Genomic DNA, 18,864 nt, shown 5'->3' with positions numbered 1-18,864 from the left:
CAATGAACATGAAAACTAAAGATTTGGTATTGGTATCCGGAGCAAACGGGCATTTGGGAAACAACTTAGTAAGATTATTAATAAATAAAGGTTTTCGCGTTAGAGCGTCCGTCCGTAATATTAGAAATCTAGATTACTTCAACGATCTGGATTGTGAAGTCGTGCAGGCAGATATTACAGACAAGCAATCATTTAAAAAAGCATTGCAAGGTGTTAATACTTTCTATGCCGTGGGGGCCGCATTTAAACTATGGGCTAAAGATCCACAGAAAGATATCTACGATGTAAATTTGCAGGGGACCCGCAATACCATCGAAGCTGCTGCAGACGCAGGTGTTTCGAAAATTGTGTATGTAAGTTCCATAGCTGCTTTGAACTATACCCATACGCCAACAAAAGAAAGTAACGGTTACAATCCCGATCGGAGAGATGCCTATTACAACTCTAAAAATGACGGCGAAAAGCTTGCTTTCAAGCTGGCAAAGGAGTTAGGAATTGAATTGGTTTCCGTTATGCCTGGAGCGATGATAGGCAGCGAAGCCCTACTTCCGCTGAATGTATCCTATGCTGTATTGACGTTAATCTTAAAAAAACGGATTCCTGTAGATACCCATATCGCACTCAACTGGGTCGATGTAAAAGATGTCGCCGAAGGTTGTTATCTGGCTGCAGAGAAAGGTAGGTCTGGAGAACGGTATATCCTCACTAATGAAAGATGCATGAGCATTACCGAAACGACAAAACTTGCACAAAAGCTCTATCCCGAACTTAACCTGCGTATTCCCGTTTCTGTCCCGAAGTTCATACTATATGGTATTGCCGGATTGATGCAGTTTGCAGCAAAGCTAAGTGGAAGACCTCCCTTAATTACAACTAAAGAAATCGCCATGTTTTCTGGATTGCAGCAAGATTTTGATATTTCCAAAGCAAGAAATGAATTAGGATTTAATCCCAAAAGTAGCCAACAGGCTGTTAAAGAAGCATTAGCTTATCTTATGGAACACAAGGAAATGCTTTAGCAATCTTTTATTTTAATCGTGTACCATTTAGAAAATTCAGTTTTTATTAGATAGTTTGGCCTGTTTAAGATTGATAAATGCACTTCGCCTTCCCATTTTAACTAAATAAGAATTTCTAATTTTAATCTTTATCTTTAGTATTCAATTACAAACCAATATGGTTAAATATTTTTTTCTTTCACTTTTTCTTGTATTCTCAGGTTTCATGGAAGTACAAGCTAAGCTTCATATTGATGAACACTTGATTGTTCCGATAGGCGGTATCAATCAAGTTATCACGATAAAGTCTACTGGAAGAGATAAACCTATTTTATTGTTTTTACATGGTGGACCAGGAAGTTCACTGATACCTGTTTCAGCGAGCTTTACCGATCAGCTACAGACTGAATTTACAGTTATACAATGGGACCAGCGTCAAACAGGGGAGACAGCGGCTTTAAATAACTCTCCGGTTCCGTTAACCCCTGAATTGATGAAATCCGATGCCTCTGAAATGGTTCAATATATTTTGAATAGATTGAACCAACCAAAGTTATTTCTTGTTTCACATTCATGGGGTTCAGTATTAGGGTTTGATTTGGCAGAACATCATCCGGAATTATTGTATGCCTATATCTGTATAAGTGGAATTATAGATCAAGAGAAGAATGCTGCATTAACAGTGGACATGTTGCATAAGTGGGCCAAAAGCACTAAAAACAAAGAAGCGAGTAACGAATTAAAGAAAGTAAATATTCCCTTTAAAGTTGCGGATGATTTGTTCTATTCGCAGAAATGGTTGTTTATTCACAACGGAGTTGAATTTGCTCAGAAAGAGGATTTTAAACCTACCTATTATAGATGGCTCGATACTTGGTTTCCAATGTGGTTGGCATCCGTTCAAGGAAGTAAATTCAAGCAACTTACTGAAGTAAAATGCCCAATTTATTTTCTAGAAGGCAATGGGGATAAGCAAGCGTCACATCAAATTGTCGAAGACTATTATCATTTTATCAAAGCTCCTAAGAAAGATTTTTTCTGGTTTACCAAGTCTGGGCATACGATTTTCAATACGGAGCCTGAAAAGATCCAATCTGTTATCATTAAGGATATTCTGCCGGAGACTCATCCGTCTTATTTGCTGACTAAATAAGCTTTAAATCGCTATTTATGTTCTTAAAATGCCAACACTATAAACAATATTTATCAGGGTAAACTTTGCGACATCTTATTGTCCAATACATTATTAGAGGTCTAAAACATAGTAGAGTACATCTTCAGTAGTACCATCCAGCCAGTTCATTGTTTCCACATGTGTATAGATAAATCCTATACGTTGGTTTGCTGCTTTTGAAGCGGTATTACTTTTACGGTGGCTTACTGTCAATCTTTTTAGATGTAATTTGACAGCATACTTCATTCTTATTTGATACAAAAGCTTTGAAAGTCCTAGTCCTCTAAATCTTTTTTTAATATAAGATTGTCCTAAATATGCCTCTTTATCATTGATTAGCAACATACTCGTCATACCGATCGGTTTTTCATTTTTGAAGAGGATAAAAACGATTCGTGGATATTTAATTCGCTCTTGCCATTCCAGGTCTGTTAACTCATTTTCGGGAGGAGTACTGATTCTAAACATGGAAGCTTCTGTTTGGATAGCTTCCAGTCGCATTGTTTTATAAAGTACTGCTTCGCTTTCTTTAAGTTGTCGAATTTTATACATTCCATTATCAATTTGCAATAGGGTCTCTTCCATAAAATAATCTGTTCTTTTACATTTTTCAAATATAGGAAGGCATAGTCTTTTACTAGTTACCATTTGACAAGAAATATAACCATTGTAAACCCATCTGAAACTTTTCCAGTTAAGTCAATTTTGAAATAAAGTTATTTTTTTCATTAAATGGGGAAATGGTTGCATATAGTAAGTGTTGTAATAATCATTTAGTTATATTTGATTATAATACCAATCACCCACTTTATGAAATTAAAATTACTTCTCACTTTCTTAACAGCTCGTGCTTTATAAATCAATTGGCAGCACAAGATCTACCATCTAAAACAGTATGGGAGGGCAAAATAGAAAATATCCGTATATTTCTAAGGATATCGAAAGATAGCTTAACAAATCAGTACGTTGCCGTTTTTGATAGCCCAGATCAAGGTGCTATGGGATTGAAGGTTTCTGAGTTAAAGGTCACAAATGACAGTGTGACTGCTTTTTCAGCTCAAATAGGCGGAGGTTTCTATGGTGCATTTAAATCAGGTAGAACTGAATTGGTTGGCGAGTGGAAGCAAGGAGGCGCACTACCATTGGTTTTAAAAAGAGTTGAAAAGGAATTTGAGATTAAGCGGCCACAGATGCCCAAGGCTCCTTTCCCTTACAAGGAAGAAAAAGTTATTTACTACAATACCGATAAATCAATTCAATACGGTGCTACTCTGACTTTACCTGATACGAATAAGCAAGTACCCGCTGTAATTTTAATTACAGGATCTGGGCAGCAAGATCGCGATGAAACTTTGTTTGGACATAAACCTTTTTGGGTCATTGCTGATTATCTGAGTAGAAATGGTATTGCTGTATTACGTGTTGATGATCGCGGTGTTGGAGAAACGACAGGTGAGGTGATGAATGCGACGTCATTGGATTTTGCGGGAGACGTGCTGGTCGGTATGGAATACTTGAAGGCACATCAGGGGATTGATACCAAAAAAATAGGCCTTATAGGACATAGCGAAGGTGGTATTATTGGCCCTATGGCAGCTGTGCAGTCTAAGGATGTAGCCTTTATCGTTAGTTTGGCAGGAGTAGGTATTAAAGGCCGGGAATTAATGGCGATGCAGTTAAAGAGTAATTATGAACAGCTCGGATTAAATACGGAAGAGGTTAGTAGATTTGACAGTCTGTTGAATATGTTATTTGATCTTTCGGCGACTTATTCAGACAATGAGGAATTCAAGCCAATATTTGCAAAGAAAATGAAAGAATGGCTCAATAGCCAGCCTTAGCCATTCCTGGCTAAGCTTGGTTATACAGGACCGCAGGCTTATAATAATATTGATGAATTTGCGGCAAGATTCTTTCTGCCCTGGATGCGCTCTTTTTTGAAATATGATCCAGCAACCACTTTAACAAAAATTAAGATACCTGTCTTAGCTTTGAACGGAGAAAAAGATGTGCAGGTATCGGCTCAGGAAAGCCTTTCTGGTTTTAAAACGTTGCTTACGAAAGCAGGAAATAAAAATTTTAAAGTGATTGCGATGCCCGGGTTGAATCACCTGTTTCAGCATGCAAAAACAGGTCTAGTGAGTGAATATGTTACTATTGAAGAAACGATTTCACCTGAGGTGTTAAATATCATGAAGAATTGGATAAAGAGTTTGTAAGTAGGTTGTTATAGACAACTGATCAGTTCCTTATGGAAAAATACAAAAGGAATGGCTAAAAGCCCCCTTGTATTGTCGCAAATGCACCCTGATCGCGTAATTTGTATACGTTAATTTTGATTAATCATTGACCAAATTGAAAAGACATGAGAAAGATTCGAATTTTTGAACATATTTCGCTTGATGGTGTGATTGAACATGACGGCGATTATGAATATGGGGCGTGGACGACTGCATATCGAAGCGCAGCTGGTGCAGCACTTCTTTTTGAAGCATATGGACCAAATTTTGACCTTCTCCTTGGACGTACTACCTATGACATATTCAGTGAATTTTGGCCCAATGCTGGAGATTTTCCAATGGCCAATGCGATCAATGCAGCTACTAAATATATTGCAACACACAGCCCAAAGAGTTTGAGCTGGGGTCCGGTGGAAGGCTTGGGCACGGATGTGCTTCAGGCAATTACAGCACTTAAGGCAACAGCTGGACCTGATCTGATTATTGTCGGAAGCTCCACGTTAACATCAACATTGTTAGATTCCGGACTTGTAGATGAGGTTGTATTGATTACCTATCCTGTTTTGCTTGGTCACGGTAAACGATTGTTAGGAGACGGTATAATCGCGCGAGAACTTGCATTCGTAAGCTCTAAAGCAACTCCCACAGGACTGCTTATCAACACTTACAAACACATAGGCCCTCTGAAAAAGTAGTTTATAACTTTAAATTATGAATTTGGATATAAATGAATAGTAAGAACAGAAAATAACATACAAAAAAGATGTTTACAGTAGAACAGATCGAGGAGGCGCATAGCAAAGTCAAATCAGGAACAGACTTTCCTAACTATATTCGAGAAATAAAAAAGTTAGGTGTAATAGCATTCGAAACTTGGGTACGAGATAGTCACACCGAATATTTCGGTGAAAATGAATTTAAGACCGTTTCAAAACCCTCGTATGCGAACTTAGAAATTAAAGCAGTCTGTGATCCATTAAAATTTAGGGATTACTTAAAGATACACCAAAAAGGGGAGACTGATTACTTCACTTTTTGCAAACATTGTGCGGAGACCGGTGTGGAAAAATGGACTGTTTCACTGCATTCTATGACATGCACATATTATGACATGACAGATAATGAAATTTTAACAGAAAAAATACCGGAGTAGGTGTATGTGATGATACTGTGAGATAGAGGAATATCATTGTTCATCTCTAAGGTATGTTATTGACTACTGAAAATCCTCTGGAAAAGCAATGAGCTTACTAATTAAGGAGGCCGTCGGTTAGCTAAAAATTAAAGTTACATTTTAAAAAATATCGGGTTAGATATAGTCGCAATTTCCGTGTTATTCCCACATTAAAGTTTCAAAAGGCATAGTATTTGCTTATCGAATTCCATAAAATTAATCCATATGAAAAAGACCATTTTACTTTTTGTATTGTTATGCACTGCTTTTTTTTCGCGAGCAGATCAACTTCAGGCTTTAACACAGAAGCAAGCAGAAGCGGCAGTCGTCTACCTTAAAAAAGAACCAATCGTGATTTTATGGTGCAGTTGCTGTGATAATGAAACACCTAAAAAAGTTACTGTTAATGAAGTTTTTTATAAAAAAGATAGCGATGGAAAATACTATTCTGTCATATTAAAAGGAAGGGATGAAAGTGGAAAGGAAGTGGAAGAATATTTAGATCTGGCCTATGTGTTCGTAAAAAAAGGTAGAAAAGCACAAAGTTTAGGTAAGGTTTTAAAATTTGAGTGTGATCCTTGTACTAAGCCATTTGAATGGTCAATGTAAAATATAGAACAATAGCCTGCAAGAAGCTAGGGTATTTTCAAAGCTGATTTACATTCAAACCAAAATGCCGTTATTTTAAAATAACGGCATTTATATTTTAGATGAATTTCTAAAGATCAACTTCAAGAAATAGCAGAGTGCCTAAGTTCTTTGTCTTTTCAAAATCCAATTGGAAACAATATATTAGGCTAAAATATAGCTGATAACTGGGATAGTATTCATCTTATATTCTATCTAATATTGATGGATAAGATGAATAAAATTATTAAGCATGAAAACTATAGCTTTTAGTATCCTATTTATGTTGATTTCAATCACAGCTTGTACACAAGAAAAAAAGGACAATTCTCCTGATGTTCTTTTAAAAAAGAAGACAATAAATAGTGTTCCTTTTTTAACGAAGCAAAATGATTTTATCTATGTAGATAAAACAAGTTTGAAAGCTGTCACAAATCAAAAATTCCGTACGGCATCCCTATTGACACCGACAGGTTTTGCAATTGTTGAAAATGACAAGAATGAATATGCAGCCATAGACGAAAATGGAAAAATAGTTTTGGATTTTTCAGCCAGTGAAATCAACTTAAACGTTATAAATGGTTTAACTTTTTACAAAAGAGACCTGGAATATGTCAAGAAGATGCCGATCTGGAAATGGGAATGGAATATTCTGGGAGGTGGAATCCAAAAAGAAAAAAACTACCACAACATTGAAATAGGAGTAGTAGAAACTAAGCAAATTTTACTTCATAAGGATGTTCCATATTTAGACGACAGTTACTATTTAAATTTTATTCCAGTAGATGAAAACCACATCTTTTGGAATGGTACCCTGTATGAAATCAAAAAAAATCGCTTGAATAAAATTGAACATAATGTCACTGAATTGCTTGAAAATAAACGCTTTATTAAAGCTTCAAATGCAGGTTTTTCCCTTTATGAACTGAACCATAAAAAACCGATTCACAACAGATTGGAAGGTGTCGAAACACTTTTAATGCAATTTGAGAAAGAAACAATCGTGCTCAATGAAATTAATAAAGAACGTTATACACCTGAAGTTCCTAAACTACTATTAGATAGCGAAACCAATGCTGTTTATCCGTTTCCACAATATGAAAAGGTATTTCCAAAGGAAATCACAAAGGTAACAGCTAAACAGATCGATTTCATAAGAAAAACTACCCTAGTGTATTCAATAACTAATTCACCTTATTTTCTATTGGGTGTTTTTAATTATGATCATGCTATTTGGGCGTTCGATTGGCTATATATTGATACCAAAGGAACTGTCGTTGATACCATTGATACGTATAATTTTAAGGTCATGGATCAAGTAGGAAATTTGGTCTGGCCCGATAGAAAGATGATTTTACCAAATAGATACATGGATAAAAATTGGAAATTTGGGAAAATAAATTCATACGAAGGCATGGGTGATTTATATATTATTCCGATTGAAGACGAAAAACAATTTCGCACTAAAGGCTTGTGGAATCGGCACGAACATATCTGGGAGATAAAGCCCGAATATCATGAAATATCAGTTTTGAATACTGAAAATCAGATCTATGCTCTTCAAAAAGAACAGGGTGGATTGTATGCGCTTTACGATAATAAAAATAAACAATACATTGGATCAAAAGCCTATCAATCCATTAATTCGGATGGACTGGTCACGGTTAAATTGAATGAAGAGCAAACTATTTATTACTATATTGACATTTGTTCTGGAAAAGAATACAAAGAAAATTAATAATAAACTCCAAATACGATATTTATGATTTTCAGAATGCTGTTAGCACTTGTTGCTTGTGTTTTAAGTTTATCCTCTTTTGCGCAAATACGTACTGGAGTATATTTTCCTTCTGATCAAAAATTCAATGAAATAATTGATGATCTTGGAAATCCATTGCCCGGAAATCCGGTAATGGTTGTTCAATCATTTGTTCCCAACCGCGGAAGTTATGTTTGGTTTTTAAACGAAAGCAAAGCTGCACAGGACGCTTATCTTAACGATAACCCCAAGGATCTGCACGCAGGAATTTTTCTGGAAGATCATGGCGGATTAATTTCAAAAATTACCTTTAAAGATTTTGCTGTAGGATTGGCACAACCGATCTATCTCATTAACTACTGTGAAGTGGGAGATGCAAATAAGGATGGTTTTCCTGAGTTTTACCTTACTTATTTTCAAGAATCAGATGGTTTAGATGCTAAACCGCTGAAAGTTATCGTTTACACAAATGGGGGCGGAAAAACATTCTTAAAATCAAAGATTACCGGTTGGATTCCTTTTCAGGAAGAAGATCAGTATCGGGAAGAAAAGGATGCAAATTTTAAGTTATTACCCAAAGAGATAAGACGGAACGCTGAAAAAATACTGCAAGATGCGAAAAGTCAACTGAATTAACATACCTATGAAATTACCCAATCACTGGCAGAGCTTTATTAAAATATTTCAGAAGAAATTTAATTCTGAAATCGTGTATGGTAGCATACGTGTTTTTCAAGATGAAGAAGCTATTAAAGAACGCTTTACAACCCATCAGTTTGAGACGTATTTGCCCTTTTATATTCCTGTGGCCGATGATTCTGGAGGGCAAGTGGCTGTAATTTCTAGAAATGACGAGGACAAAAAGGTATATCTTACTTCTTATGGCACCTTGGAAGAAAAATATTTTAAAATATTAGATCGAGATTTACTGCATTGGATGCAACGAAAATTTCCTTTTGATAACGAAGATAAACAGGAAAACGAATTAACAGCGGAACAGCAGGCATCTTTTGAAAGTGAAAATAAGCACCTCTTAGAGCAAATTGGTCAGTTTCCTTCCTTATTAAATTTTTGGAATCAAACGTATTCGATTGAAAATCTCTGTCTCCCGGAAAACTTTCCAGTAGTAGATCAACTGCTGGCATTCCAAGATGGATACGCTTTTAATACGGTTGCATCCAAAAGCTTGATTGGCGAAAAGGAAGGAGATTTTAAGGAAAGCTGGCTAGTCATTGCCAGTAATTATTTTGCAGACCCCTTTTTTATCGATTTTAACGATTCAGAAGAAAATTTTCCCGTTTATTTTGCCTTTCATGGTACAGGAAAATGGAAACCCATTAAAGTGGCGAATAGTGTTGATACTTTTCAAAATGTTTTACGAACCATTTTCGAGCTACGGTATGATAAAAATGGCCTACTTTCATTATTAACGGAATTTAGTATTTCAGGCAATGAATTTTGGGATGAAGTTTATCAAAATGTGCTGGAGATGCCAGAGATGGCAGAAGATGAGCAAAATGAAATGATCAGCGAATCGGATTGGCAGGAGGCTGAGGTGTATATCACAGATATCGGTCCAAATAAAATGAAAATAGTCTCCTTATTAAAAGCGAAGTACCGATTGTCGGGTGCTGAAGCGCTGCAAATGAGTAAGGAAGCGCGAATATTGTATCACAAAGGTCCTAAAAAATGGATACACAGCAGCGTTCAAGAATTAGAGAATTTAGGTGCTCAGGTAGCAATCGTTATACGGTGATCATTAAAGTGGATGTATTAATAGGTTGTTGGAAAAAAAGTAAAAACTTTAAAAACTACCAGTATCGGGGATATTTTCAAACGGTATCTTTTGTTATCTTTAATTCAAAGATTTATTAGGAATAAGACCGTGAGATATTTGGCAGTTTTAACTTCATTTTTAGCGCTATTTGGCTGTAAAACAAATGTTCAGAAATTGCAGATTTCTACTATTTACACCGAACCAAAGCGGGTATTAAAAGAAATTCCAGAAACTGGTGCAATACAAACTTATGTGAACCGTAAGGAAGTCACAGAACGCCTAGTTCCTCTTATTTACATGCTCTATAAAGATGCTGAAACTCTCAAATTTCGGATGCAGGGCAACATCAGTTCCAGTGGCCATGCTGTTCATCAGCTTAGAAAAATTCGTTTTGAAAGAGGAGAACAAAAGGGGAATACCATCACATTGCGGTATTATGTAGAGATTAAAAAATATCCAGGGAAGGAAAGCGCTGATGTAAAGGGATATAATTATACCAAAGATGAAATTTATAAAATACCTAATGATGTTAAATTAATAAATATCCAATTGTATGAAGATCGGATCGATGGCATAGCAGCTGCCAATCCAAAACTTATAGCTGAGCAGACCTTTAATTTCTTTGCAAAAATCTAAACATCTGAAAACGAAACGATGAACGTATTAAGTGAATACCTACATTTTATTACGAAGGACTCTGATCATGAAACTTTAAATAAAAGATTTCAGACACGATATTCGAACCTGCCGGATGATTATCTTGCTTTTTTAAAAACATACTCCTTGCTCACGAACCACTCCGATACAACATGGTTTAACAGCATTACAGATTTTAATGAGACAAATGAAGAAAATGATTTCAAATGGAATGAATTTGAAATTCTGTCCTTAGACGCTTTTGATGGAGATGTTGAAAATCGACAAGTGGTAAAGAATTTTTGGAATCAACATGTACCTATTATTCTATCTGTTAAAAACGGTTATGCCTATTTTGCTCTTCATGTTTCAGAAGAAAATTTTGGGAAAATCTATTATGGTCAAGAACCTGAGTTTGAAGAAACAGAACTTGTGTCGGACAGTTTTAGTGCTTTTATTGAAGCGATCCAAAAGAGATCATTAAAGAAAGAATACCTGGATTTGTTTTAAAGATCATAAAATGGTCAAACAAATTTTAGAAATGATTGTACTTGAAAAGGCTTGCATATTAAAAAAATAAAGCACAATGAAAAAAACTGCTTCCTTTACTTTTTTTAGCCTCTTGCTGACAATAACGATTCTAAGTTGTGCAGATGCTGAAAGAAAGAAAAACAATTTCCCTAACGATCTAAAAAATAGCAAATGGATCATTCAGGAAGGAGGGCTTGTCACGATAGATGGTGATACAACCTATCGCTTATCAAAAAGAATAGATACGGCATTTATTTTCAATTTTTACGCAGTAGACTTTCTCGATCAAGAAAGATTTACAAGTTATGATAGTTGGGAATGTGGCAATGATTGTTTCACACAAATATTTGGAAGATATTATTTCACCAAAGCAGATCAAATTGAAATGCAGGTTGATAGCATTGCCCGATCTGGAACATGTGAAGCCCCAACCCAGGTTTTCACCATATCAAAAGTCATGTCCTTTAATATGGTGAAAAAAGGTGATCAACTGCAGCTGATCAGAAAATAGCAGTTATATATTCTTAACTAAAATAGATTCGGCTTCAACTGAATTTTTATGTAAGCTGTCTTTTGGTTTTTACCCTTCGCCGGGGCTGAATTTGTCGGGAATACTTCAGCATAAAAAGTGTCGTTATCCGCCCAAAAAGCTTTTTTATGATCTGCAATTTTGAAGTTCGTAAAAATAATATACAGCAGGTTTTCTTGATCAGAAACTTGCTCCGCGTATTTGTTAATGGTAAAATCACTTCCTACGTCATTGTTTGAATTGACATAAGAAATCCAATTTTTACCTGGAATAATTTGTGGATAACCACCGGTAAACGTTCTAAAATTAACTTCAGGTTTTATCGTATAAAACGAGTAGTACATATCGTATACTTCAGGCGATTCTTCTTTGAAAATCTCTAAATTTAGTGTAGGAGACTGCCCGATATATTCATTGGATAACATGCCGTCTTCTGTATGGACATTCTCATGCTGCACAATCGTGGTTTCTTTTCCATTTTCCGTATACACCCAGTTGCCATCTTTCAGTTTTACTTTCGGATTTTTCACTAAGACTTCATCGATTCGATTTTTAGAAGCTGTTTTAAATTCTTGTGCTGAAACCTCTGCTATCGTACCGAATTTACGGAATGATTTATTTTTAAAATCTTGAGTTTTCTTCAATAAGCTGCTTCTGATCTCATAAAGATCTTTACCTTCTAAGGTCAAATCAAAAGAGGCTGTGAATTCTGACTTCAAAACAAAAGCTTCAATGCTATTCGAAATGTTATTATCAATGCTAAAATGGATCGCGTAAAAATCATCAAACTCCTCAAATCCGTAGTAATTATCGAGTTTATTTTTAGCTACTTTTAGGTGATCAGCATCTTTGCTTGGAGCCATAAAAAAATGAACAGAATCTAGTATAGTAAATAATTGAAAGGGTACATCCTGTATATTATCTACACCTTTTATCTTTTTGAAATCGGTTAGTGTAATGATTTTCTTCGTAACTTCAGCGGTCTCTTTACTCGTTTCAGTTGCTTTAGGAGACGGATTACATCCCACAAAAGTAACAACTAGGGTGGATATGACGAATGGATATAATGTTTTCATTTTTTGTGTCTTTTAGCAAAGATATTACTATTCAAATTGGCTTAATATGGCCGAAAGCAGGGATTTATCGAAGGACATATTTTAGACAATTTTAAAAAAGATAAATGAAAGACTTTAAAATTATTCAATACACATGAAAAATGTAATCATCAACTTCTCTTTTGCGATGGCTCTACTCGCTTCTTGCTCACCAGTTGCCGAAAAGAAAGGGGATAAATCTACTGATATAGTTCCAAAAGTAGATACAGCCGCTGCGCCTGTTCTTCGAGAAAATACGGTAACTAAAGTGGATCTTCCGACTGATCTTTCAACCTTAATCCCTATTGATGTATTGGATAGCACAAGTACAAATGTGTATGTGAAATACGGTATAGAATTCTCCGGGAACTGTTATTCATGCGATTTAGCTAGTTTATCCATTACAAAGAATAAAATGATATGGACCAATGTCTGTGATGAAAAAGACACTTTTGAAATTGATGATTTCGTTGCTTCTATCGAAGGAAATAAAACAACTTTAAAAACATCAGAACGCACGTATATTTTAACAAAAATAGATAAAGCACCTGTTTATGAGCTGGTATTAGAAGGGAAGAAACTGGAACTAAAAAACAAAAGAATATCAAAGTTTTTTACAGTTAAAGAAGCTTTACCACTTTTTAAAGAACATGATTGTGGCGATTTTGGAGGATAATTAATGATTACTGTTCAACTTCTATTCGAACATAAAATTGAATATGTCGAGCATAGCGCTTATAATTACATTCCAAAGAAGAGAAAAGAACGAAAAACATAATTTGAGAATTAGATTTTTTTTTGTGCTGATCTCGAAGAGGTGCCAGGGGCGTCTGCGTTTATAAGCAAAAGTTATCAATCGAATATCTTTTAAACCCGTTTGGTCGTTCCAAACGGGTTTTTTATATGATTCTTTTTTCCTGTTGGTTTTAAATCATTTTCCTCTGAATGACCTAAAAATGAATTATTATATGCTACGGTCTTTGAATTTCAGCATATGTTTATTATAGGCTTTATCATGAATTGAAAGGCAAATAAAAAAATAATGCTCCTTTTTTATGAAGGATTAAAAATTAAATAAAAAACTATCCAGCACTTGTAGTGATATAGGATTTTGTTATCTTGCCCGCAACAACTATAAACTAAGGGCCCATTATTTTATTCATATCATGTACACGGAGAATCTCTATTCTTTAGAAGAATTATATCTTTTGGTGAAAAGATCTGACGTGGATGCTTATAATGTATTGTATGAAAGAACTTGGAAAGGTTTATATCAACACGCTTTTTCAAGGTTAAATGATGAATTGATCAGTAAAGAGATTGTGCAGGATGTATATATTGATTTATGGGTCAAGCGTCATGAAAAAGAAATTCAACAGGTAAGTAACTATCTGTATACAGCTATACGGTACAAGATTATTGATCAGTTTAGGAAATCGACTAAAAAGCTAGAAAGTCTAGAAACGATTGTTGAGTACATGGCAAGTGTGGATCAGGCAGATCATAATTTTAGAGAAGAGGAACTTCAAGTTTATCTAAATTACTGGATTGATAAACTGCCGAAGAAAAGAAGAGAAATTTTTAAACTCAAATATTTTGATGACTTGAACAATAAGGAGATTGGCGAAATATTAAATGTTTCTCCAAAAACTGTTCAAAACCAATTATTAACAGCCTCCAAATGGTTGAAAAACCAGTTGAAGGAAATATTATTTTTATTTTTTTAATTTTTTGGGAGTTTTGCTATAAATCACGACATATAATAAAGACCAACTTATAAACTTTATATATGTCCACTAGTAAAACTAGAATTAGAGTATTTATTATAAATATTTTTAATAAGTATTTATCCGGTAAAACCTCAGAAAATGAGGATCAACTAATTGAAAAAATATATGACCGTCTCGATATTCACGATCTCGATCATATCGATTATGAATCCATTAATAAAGATATTAAACAGCAAGTTGACGCTGCCATAACCCGGAAAATTAAAATTTCCAATCGAAAAAAGCATTATCAGATAGCGGTTGCGGCAAGCGTATTGTTTGTTCTTTCATTAGGTGCTTTATTCTTGTACCAAGGAAAGGACACCATTATGTCTTTAAGTAGAAGTAAACATACTGCTCGTGATTTCCCTCAATTAACCTTCAACAGAGAGCACCGCATCAATCTTCTCGACTCACTACCAGTAGGCAGTACACTTCACAAAAAAGGAGAGGGGCATATTTTAGATCTGACACATATGGAGCGATCACAAAAAGTCGAACTTATTGAAATCAATAATCCATCCGAAACCCCTTTTACCGTTGTTTTAAAGGATCAAACAAAAGTTAGCCTCAATAAACATTCTTCCGTTTCATTCCAGTCCAATTTTGGTATACACTCAAGGGAAGTGATGGCGGTAGGGGAAGTTGATTTTGACGTTTCTAAGCAGCAATCTCAAGATAAGTGGGTTCCTTTTACTGTCCGAACTAAGCTACAAACCATTGAAGTCTTGGGGACACAATTTCATGTTTCGACGACTATACCAGGAGAAGAAAATGTACTGTTGAAAGAAGGTAGCATCAGGTTGGCACATAATCATTCGGACGGTACGGTTATGCTTAAACCTGGAGATAAAGCATTTCTTCAAGAAATACAACCTAAAATTATGATTTCTTCGCAAAGCAGCAAAGCTAAAATAGATTCATGGAGAAGAGGCGAATTTTATTTTGAAAATGAAAAACTGAGACAGGTTATGGACGAAATCGGTACCTGGTACGGCAAATCGATTGAAATGAGTGATGACACAGGTGCTAAAACACTTACCGGAATATTTACAAGATACAATACTATCGAAGATGTGCTGCACATGATCGCACTCACAAATAGTGTTGATTTTAAAGAAAAGAAAGGAGTCATCTATGTAACAGTCAAATAAACAGTTAACAATTAAAATCACCAATTTTTTTAATAAACTAATTTATGAATCAATTGAAACCAAAACAAACAAAACAAAATATTCGGGGTGTCAGACTCCTGATGTATCTGGTCTTATTGACCATCTGCATCACTACGACGAGTTCTAGTCTGAAAGCAACGTTGCAAAAAGAAATTTCCATTGAATTTAATAATGTAACGATTAAGCAGGCGTTGCATGATCTTCATGGAAAGATGGGTGTTAAATTTGTTTATTCACCTAATGATATTGATGAAAATAAAAAAATAAAACTATCATTTCATAATGAAAAGTTAGAAAGTATTCTGAACAAATTGTTTACCGGGATGAATGTATCTTTTGTTATGAAAGACTACACCATTATTCTAAAGAAATCAGCAAAAGTTGAACAAGTTATTCAGAATAGGATTATTGAAGGGCAGGTATTGACCGAAAGTGGTAACCGCTTATCAAATGCTACCGTTACTGGAAATGTGAGTAACCGGAGTACATCTACTGATGATAACGGACGCTTTAGTTTAAGTGTTTTACCTACAGATCGTTATATTTCCGTTCGTTTGGTCGGTTATGCACCTGAACAGATTGAATTAACAGATAGAAATTCGTATAGAATTGTTTTAAAGGATAGTGTAAGTGCGCTGGATGAAGTTGTTGTTGTTGGTTTCGGTACCCAACGTAAAGCTTCAGTAGTAGGAGCCATTACCACCATACAGCCAAAGCGTTTACAAAGTGGTACAACACGTTCTTTAAGCAATAATCTTGCAGGCCAGCTGTCCGGAGTGATTGCTGTTCAACGTTCTGGAGAACCAGGATATGATAATTCTAATTTTTGGATTAGAGGCATCAGTACCTTTGGCGGGAATCGGAATCCTCTAATTTTAGTAGATGGCGTCGAACGATCATTGGATAATATGGATCCCGAAGAAATCGAATCATTCTCAGTCCTTAAAGATGCTGCAGCCAGTGCCGTTTACGGTGTTCGGGGAGCAAATGGTGTCATCTTAGTCAATACAAAAAGAGGAAAAGTGGGTAAGCCTAATGTTTCGTTTCGATTTGAAGAGGGATTAACTTCTCCCATTCAGTTACCAAAATTTGTCGGAGCAGCAGAATACCTAGAGGTCATGAACAGTATCCGTGAAGAACGTGGTGAAACAGGGTTGTATTCACAGGAGCGAATTGATAATATCCGCAAAGGTGTGGATAAAGACCTGTATCCAGATGTCAACTGGTTGGATGAGATCTTAAAAGATAGAGCAGGAAACAGCCGAGGCAATTTAAGTGTCAACGGCGGTTCAGATATTCTGCGTTATTCCTTAGTTACTTCATTTTATAGAGAAGGTGGAATCATAGAAAGAGATAAGAAGCAGGATTGGGATTCTTCTTCCAAATTAAATCGGTACAACGTACGTTCCAATGTAGATATAAATGTCAGCCCGACTACCTTATTTCGGTTGAATATTGGCGGTTATCTTCAAGACCGCAATCGTGCACCTCAAAGTGTTGATGCTCTTTTTCAGGAGGCATTTACAATTCCCCCTTACGTCCATCCAACCATTTACTCTAGCGGAGAAATACCACGTACCTCGGGACGTACCAATCCCTGGGCGCTAGCTACGCAACGCGGGTATGAAAGATTAAGTGATAGCAAAATTGAATCCTTGTTTTCCATAGAGCAAGATTTAGCCTTTTTTTTAAAAGGGTTAAAAGCAAGAGGTCTTTTTTCTTTCGATCGTTATTCTAGTACTTCCGTAGTACGAAGTAAAGATCCAGATTATTACAATCCGGCCATAGGAAGAGATGAAGAGGGACGTTTGAAACTTGTTATAGATAGCTATGGGCAGGAGTTCTTAGGTTACAGCAAAGGATCAGATTGGGGAGATAAGAGTATGTATTTAGAAGGAGCAATTAACTATGCTCAAAATTTCGGAAACCATAACATCGAGGGGATGGTACTCTATAATCAGCGAAACTACGATAATGGCGATCTGTTGCCTTACCGTAATCAAGGTATTGCAGGTCGTTTTTCCTACAACTACGCTAACCGCTACATAGGTGAGTTCAATTTTGGTTATAATGGATCTGAAAATTTTGCTCCTGGTAAAAGGTTTGGTTTCTTCCCCTCTTTTGCATTGGGATGGTATCTATCAGAAGAAACTTGGATGCAACATCTGAGAAGTACGGTCAATAAACTTAAGTTCAGAGGTTCCTACGGTTTAGTCGGAAATGACAAACTGGATGGTCGACGCTTCGCTTACATTACCACGATTAATGAGTCCACGGGTTATTCGTGGGGTATCAATAATGATTTCAGACGATCGGGCAGAATTGAAGGTGATCAGGGAAATCTTGATTTGACGTGGGAGACGGTAAACAAGACCAATCTAGGTTTTGAACTGGGACTGTGGAATGCACTTGACTTTCAAATCGATTATTTTACAGAAAAGCGCAGCAATATTTTTATGCAACGTCGGTCTATACCCGGCTCCAGTGGATTTACAAATGCGCCGTGGGCAAACTATGGTAAAGTGAATAATCAAGGAGTAGATGCATCAGTTGAATTTAGTAAAGCATTAAATCCGGATTTATTTCTATCAGTAAGAGGTACATTCACTTACGCACATAACAAAATCATTGAGCAAGATGAGCCATCAGCAGTAATTGGCACATCCCGTTCTTCGACAGGGAAGTCAATCGGACAGCTATTTGGTTTAGTGGCAGATGGTCTTTTTGAGGAACAGGATTTTGCCGATGTCGCTAATGGACAATTAAAAAGTGATATTCCTAAACATACTTTTGGCCCTGTTCGTCCTGGAGATATTAAATACGTGGACCTAAACCATGATGGTGTGATTGATGCATTTGACAGAACTGCAATAGGAGGTACAGAAGATCCTCAGATTGTATACGGTTTTGGAGCAAATGTGCGCTATAAATCTTTTGACTTTGGCTTCTTTATGCAAGGACTTTCAAAGACGGACCGTATTATCGGAGGATCTAATTTTATTCCCGGTAGTTCCAATGGTGCTATGGGAAACATGTTTGATAACGTATCAGACCGTTGGACAGTAGCCGATCCCAGACAAGATGTTTTTTATCCTCGTTTGTCAGATTATCAAAGTTCCAATAATAATATGGCCTCAACCTGGTGGTTGCGAGATATGAGTTTTTTGAGATTGCGAAATGTTGAACTGGGTTTTAATATGCCTTCCAACTGGATAAATCCCATTCAAATAAAAAACCTACGTATTTTCTTAAGAGGGAATAATTTATTGACTATTTCAGATTTTAAGCTTTGGGATCCGGAGCTAGGCGTCAATAATGGTATGCGCTATCCAATTATGAAGTCTATGTCAATAGGCATGGAATTGAATTTTAAATAACAGC

General features: G+C 35.9%; 19 protein-coding genes. 17 read left to right on the top strand and 2 right to left on the bottom strand.

Features of this window, described 5'->3' with window-relative positions:
- The first annotated feature begins 8 nt into the window (after positions 1-8).
- Positions 9-1,019, top strand: coding sequence for an NAD-dependent epimerase/dehydratase family protein (locus FHR29_RS11725; RefSeq protein WP_183914849.1), 1,011 nt, complete (start codon positions 9-11; stop codon positions 1,017-1,019).
- A 157-nt stretch (positions 1,020-1,176) separates the two neighbouring features.
- On the top strand, positions 1,177-2,151 hold the full coding sequence (locus FHR29_RS11720; RefSeq protein WP_183914847.1) for an alpha/beta fold hydrolase: 975 nt from the start codon (positions 1,177-1,179) through the stop codon (positions 2,149-2,151).
- Between the two features lie 93 nt (positions 2,152-2,244).
- On the opposite strand, the gene FHR29_RS11715 is transcribed toward FHR29_RS11720, so the two are convergent.
- The gene (locus FHR29_RS11715; protein WP_183914845.1) at positions 2,245-2,757 is read right to left on the bottom strand and encodes a GNAT family N-acetyltransferase; all 513 of its coding nucleotides are present in this window, start codon (positions 2,755-2,757) and stop codon (positions 2,245-2,247) included.
- 278 nt (positions 2,758-3,035) lie between these two features.
- On the opposite strand from FHR29_RS11715, the gene FHR29_RS11710 reads away from it, so the two are divergent.
- From FHR29_RS11710 to FHR29_RS11660, 11 genes are all read left to right on the top strand, one after another.
- Positions 3,036-4,013 carry a S9 family peptidase gene (locus FHR29_RS11710; RefSeq protein ID WP_183914843.1) on the top strand — a complete coding sequence of 326 codons (978 nt, stop codon included), beginning with the start codon at positions 3,036-3,038 and terminating at the stop codon, positions 4,011-4,013.
- Between the two features lie 84 nt (positions 4,014-4,097).
- Positions 4,098-4,391, top strand: a complete 294-nt coding sequence (locus FHR29_RS11705) for a S9 family peptidase (RefSeq protein WP_183914841.1) — start codon at positions 4,098-4,100, stop codon at positions 4,389-4,391.
- Between the two features lie 146 nt (positions 4,392-4,537).
- Positions 4,538-5,107 carry a dihydrofolate reductase family protein gene (locus FHR29_RS11700; RefSeq protein ID WP_183914839.1) on the top strand — a complete coding sequence of 190 codons (570 nt, stop codon included), beginning with the start codon at positions 4,538-4,540 and terminating at the stop codon, positions 5,105-5,107.
- Positions 5,108-5,175: 68 nt separating this feature from the next.
- The gene (locus FHR29_RS11695) at positions 5,176-5,565 is read left to right on the top strand and encodes a DUF1398 domain-containing protein (protein WP_183914837.1); all 390 of its coding nucleotides are present in this window, start codon (positions 5,176-5,178) and stop codon (positions 5,563-5,565) included.
- Positions 5,566-5,811: 246 nt separating this feature from the next.
- Positions 5,812-6,195 carry a hypothetical protein gene (locus FHR29_RS11690; RefSeq protein ID WP_132771139.1) on the top strand — a complete coding sequence of 128 codons (384 nt, stop codon included), beginning with the start codon at positions 5,812-5,814 and terminating at the stop codon, positions 6,193-6,195.
- Between the two features lie 271 nt (positions 6,196-6,466).
- Positions 6,467-7,951 carry a hypothetical protein gene (locus FHR29_RS11685; RefSeq protein WP_183914835.1) on the top strand — a complete coding sequence of 495 codons (1,485 nt, stop codon included), beginning with the start codon at positions 6,467-6,469 and terminating at the stop codon, positions 7,949-7,951.
- Between the two features lie 24 nt (positions 7,952-7,975).
- Positions 7,976-8,608: a hypothetical protein gene (locus tag FHR29_RS11680; RefSeq protein WP_183914833.1), complete on the top strand. Its 633-nt coding sequence runs from the start codon at positions 7,976-7,978 to the stop codon at positions 8,606-8,608.
- A gap of 7 nt (positions 8,609-8,615) precedes the next feature.
- Positions 8,616-9,728 carry an SMI1/KNR4 family protein gene (locus tag FHR29_RS11675; protein ID WP_183914831.1) on the top strand — a complete coding sequence of 371 codons (1,113 nt, stop codon included), beginning with the start codon at positions 8,616-8,618 and terminating at the stop codon, positions 9,726-9,728.
- A gap of 138 nt (positions 9,729-9,866) precedes the next feature.
- Positions 9,867-10,385, top strand: a complete 519-nt coding sequence (locus FHR29_RS11670; protein ID WP_260292068.1) for a hypothetical protein — start codon at positions 9,867-9,869, stop codon at positions 10,383-10,385.
- Positions 10,386-10,403: 18 nt separating this feature from the next.
- Positions 10,404-10,895, top strand: coding sequence for an SMI1/KNR4 family protein (locus FHR29_RS11665; RefSeq protein ID WP_183914828.1), 492 nt, complete (start codon positions 10,404-10,406; stop codon positions 10,893-10,895).
- Positions 10,896-10,971: 76 nt separating this feature from the next.
- Positions 10,972-11,427 carry a hypothetical protein gene (locus FHR29_RS11660; RefSeq protein ID WP_183914826.1) on the top strand — a complete coding sequence of 152 codons (456 nt, stop codon included), beginning with the start codon at positions 10,972-10,974 and terminating at the stop codon, positions 11,425-11,427.
- Between the two features lie 17 nt (positions 11,428-11,444).
- On the opposite strand, the gene FHR29_RS11655 is transcribed toward FHR29_RS11660, so the two are convergent.
- Positions 11,445-12,521 carry a resolvase gene (locus FHR29_RS11655; protein WP_183914824.1) on the bottom strand — a complete coding sequence of 359 codons (1,077 nt, stop codon included), beginning with the start codon at positions 12,519-12,521 and terminating at the stop codon, positions 11,445-11,447.
- A gap of 133 nt (positions 12,522-12,654) precedes the next feature.
- Here FHR29_RS11655 and FHR29_RS11650 point away from each other — a divergent pair, with 133 nt between their 5' ends.
- The 4 genes from FHR29_RS11650 (at position 12,655) to FHR29_RS11635 (ending at position 18,860) form a co-directional block, all read left to right on the top strand.
- Positions 12,655-13,215: a hypothetical protein gene (locus tag FHR29_RS11650; protein ID WP_183914822.1), complete on the top strand. Its 561-nt coding sequence runs from the start codon at positions 12,655-12,657 to the stop codon at positions 13,213-13,215.
- A 490-nt stretch (positions 13,216-13,705) separates the two neighbouring features.
- Positions 13,706-14,266 (top strand): RNA polymerase sigma factor, encoded by a 561-nt coding sequence (locus tag FHR29_RS11645; protein WP_183914820.1) that lies wholly within the window; start codon positions 13,706-13,708, stop codon positions 14,264-14,266.
- Positions 14,267-14,328: 62 nt separating this feature from the next.
- Entirely contained in the window at positions 14,329-15,462 is a 1,134-nt protein-coding gene (locus tag FHR29_RS11640; protein WP_183914818.1) for a FecR family protein, read from the top strand.
- Positions 15,463-15,506: 44 nt separating this feature from the next.
- Entirely contained in the window at positions 15,507-18,860 is a 3,354-nt protein-coding gene (locus FHR29_RS11635) for a SusC/RagA family TonB-linked outer membrane protein (RefSeq protein WP_221197849.1), read from the top strand.
- Positions 18,861-18,864: the final 4 nt, after the last annotated feature.

Source organism: Sphingobacterium sp. JUb56, from assembly GCF_014191365.1.
Taxonomy (GTDB): Bacteria; Bacteroidota; Bacteroidia; order Sphingobacteriales; family Sphingobacteriaceae; genus Sphingobacterium; species Sphingobacterium anhuiense.
Note: the sequence above shows the minus strand (reverse complement) of the source record. Positions and strands in the feature narration are given on the sequence as shown.

Coding starts and splice junctions, on each gene's coding strand:
- FHR29_RS11725 (WP_183914849.1), top strand. CDS start 9: ATGAAAACTAAAGATTTGGTATTGGTATCCGGAGCAAACGGGCATTTG.
- FHR29_RS11720 (WP_183914847.1), top strand. CDS start 1,177: ATGGTTAAATATTTTTTTCTTTCACTTTTTCTTGTATTCTCAGGTTTC.
- FHR29_RS11715 (WP_183914845.1), bottom strand. CDS start 2,757: ATGGAAGAGACCCTATTGCAAATTGATAATGGAATGTATAAAATTCGA.
- FHR29_RS11705 (WP_183914841.1), top strand. CDS start 4,098: ATGCGCTCTTTTTTGAAATATGATCCAGCAACCACTTTAACAAAAATT.
- FHR29_RS11700 (WP_183914839.1), top strand. CDS start 4,538: ATGAGAAAGATTCGAATTTTTGAACATATTTCGCTTGATGGTGTGATT.
- FHR29_RS11695 (WP_183914837.1), top strand. CDS start 5,176: ATGTTTACAGTAGAACAGATCGAGGAGGCGCATAGCAAAGTCAAATCA.
- FHR29_RS11690 (WP_132771139.1), top strand. CDS start 5,812: ATGAAAAAGACCATTTTACTTTTTGTATTGTTATGCACTGCTTTTTTT.
- FHR29_RS11685 (WP_183914835.1), top strand. CDS start 6,467: ATGAAAACTATAGCTTTTAGTATCCTATTTATGTTGATTTCAATCACA.
- FHR29_RS11680 (WP_183914833.1), top strand. CDS start 7,976: ATGATTTTCAGAATGCTGTTAGCACTTGTTGCTTGTGTTTTAAGTTTA.
- FHR29_RS11675 (WP_183914831.1), top strand. CDS start 8,616: ATGAAATTACCCAATCACTGGCAGAGCTTTATTAAAATATTTCAGAAG.
- FHR29_RS11665 (WP_183914828.1), top strand. CDS start 10,404: ATGAACGTATTAAGTGAATACCTACATTTTATTACGAAGGACTCTGAT.
- FHR29_RS11660 (WP_183914826.1), top strand. CDS start 10,972: ATGAAAAAAACTGCTTCCTTTACTTTTTTTAGCCTCTTGCTGACAATA.
- FHR29_RS11655 (WP_183914824.1), bottom strand. CDS start 12,521: ATGAAAACATTATATCCATTCGTCATATCCACCCTAGTTGTTACTTTT.
- FHR29_RS11650 (WP_183914822.1), top strand. CDS start 12,655: ATGAAAAATGTAATCATCAACTTCTCTTTTGCGATGGCTCTACTCGCT.
- FHR29_RS11645 (WP_183914820.1), top strand. CDS start 13,706: ATGTACACGGAGAATCTCTATTCTTTAGAAGAATTATATCTTTTGGTG.
- FHR29_RS11640 (WP_183914818.1), top strand. CDS start 14,329: ATGTCCACTAGTAAAACTAGAATTAGAGTATTTATTATAAATATTTTT.
- FHR29_RS11635 (WP_221197849.1), top strand. CDS start 15,507: ATGAATCAATTGAAACCAAAACAAACAAAACAAAATATTCGGGGTGTC.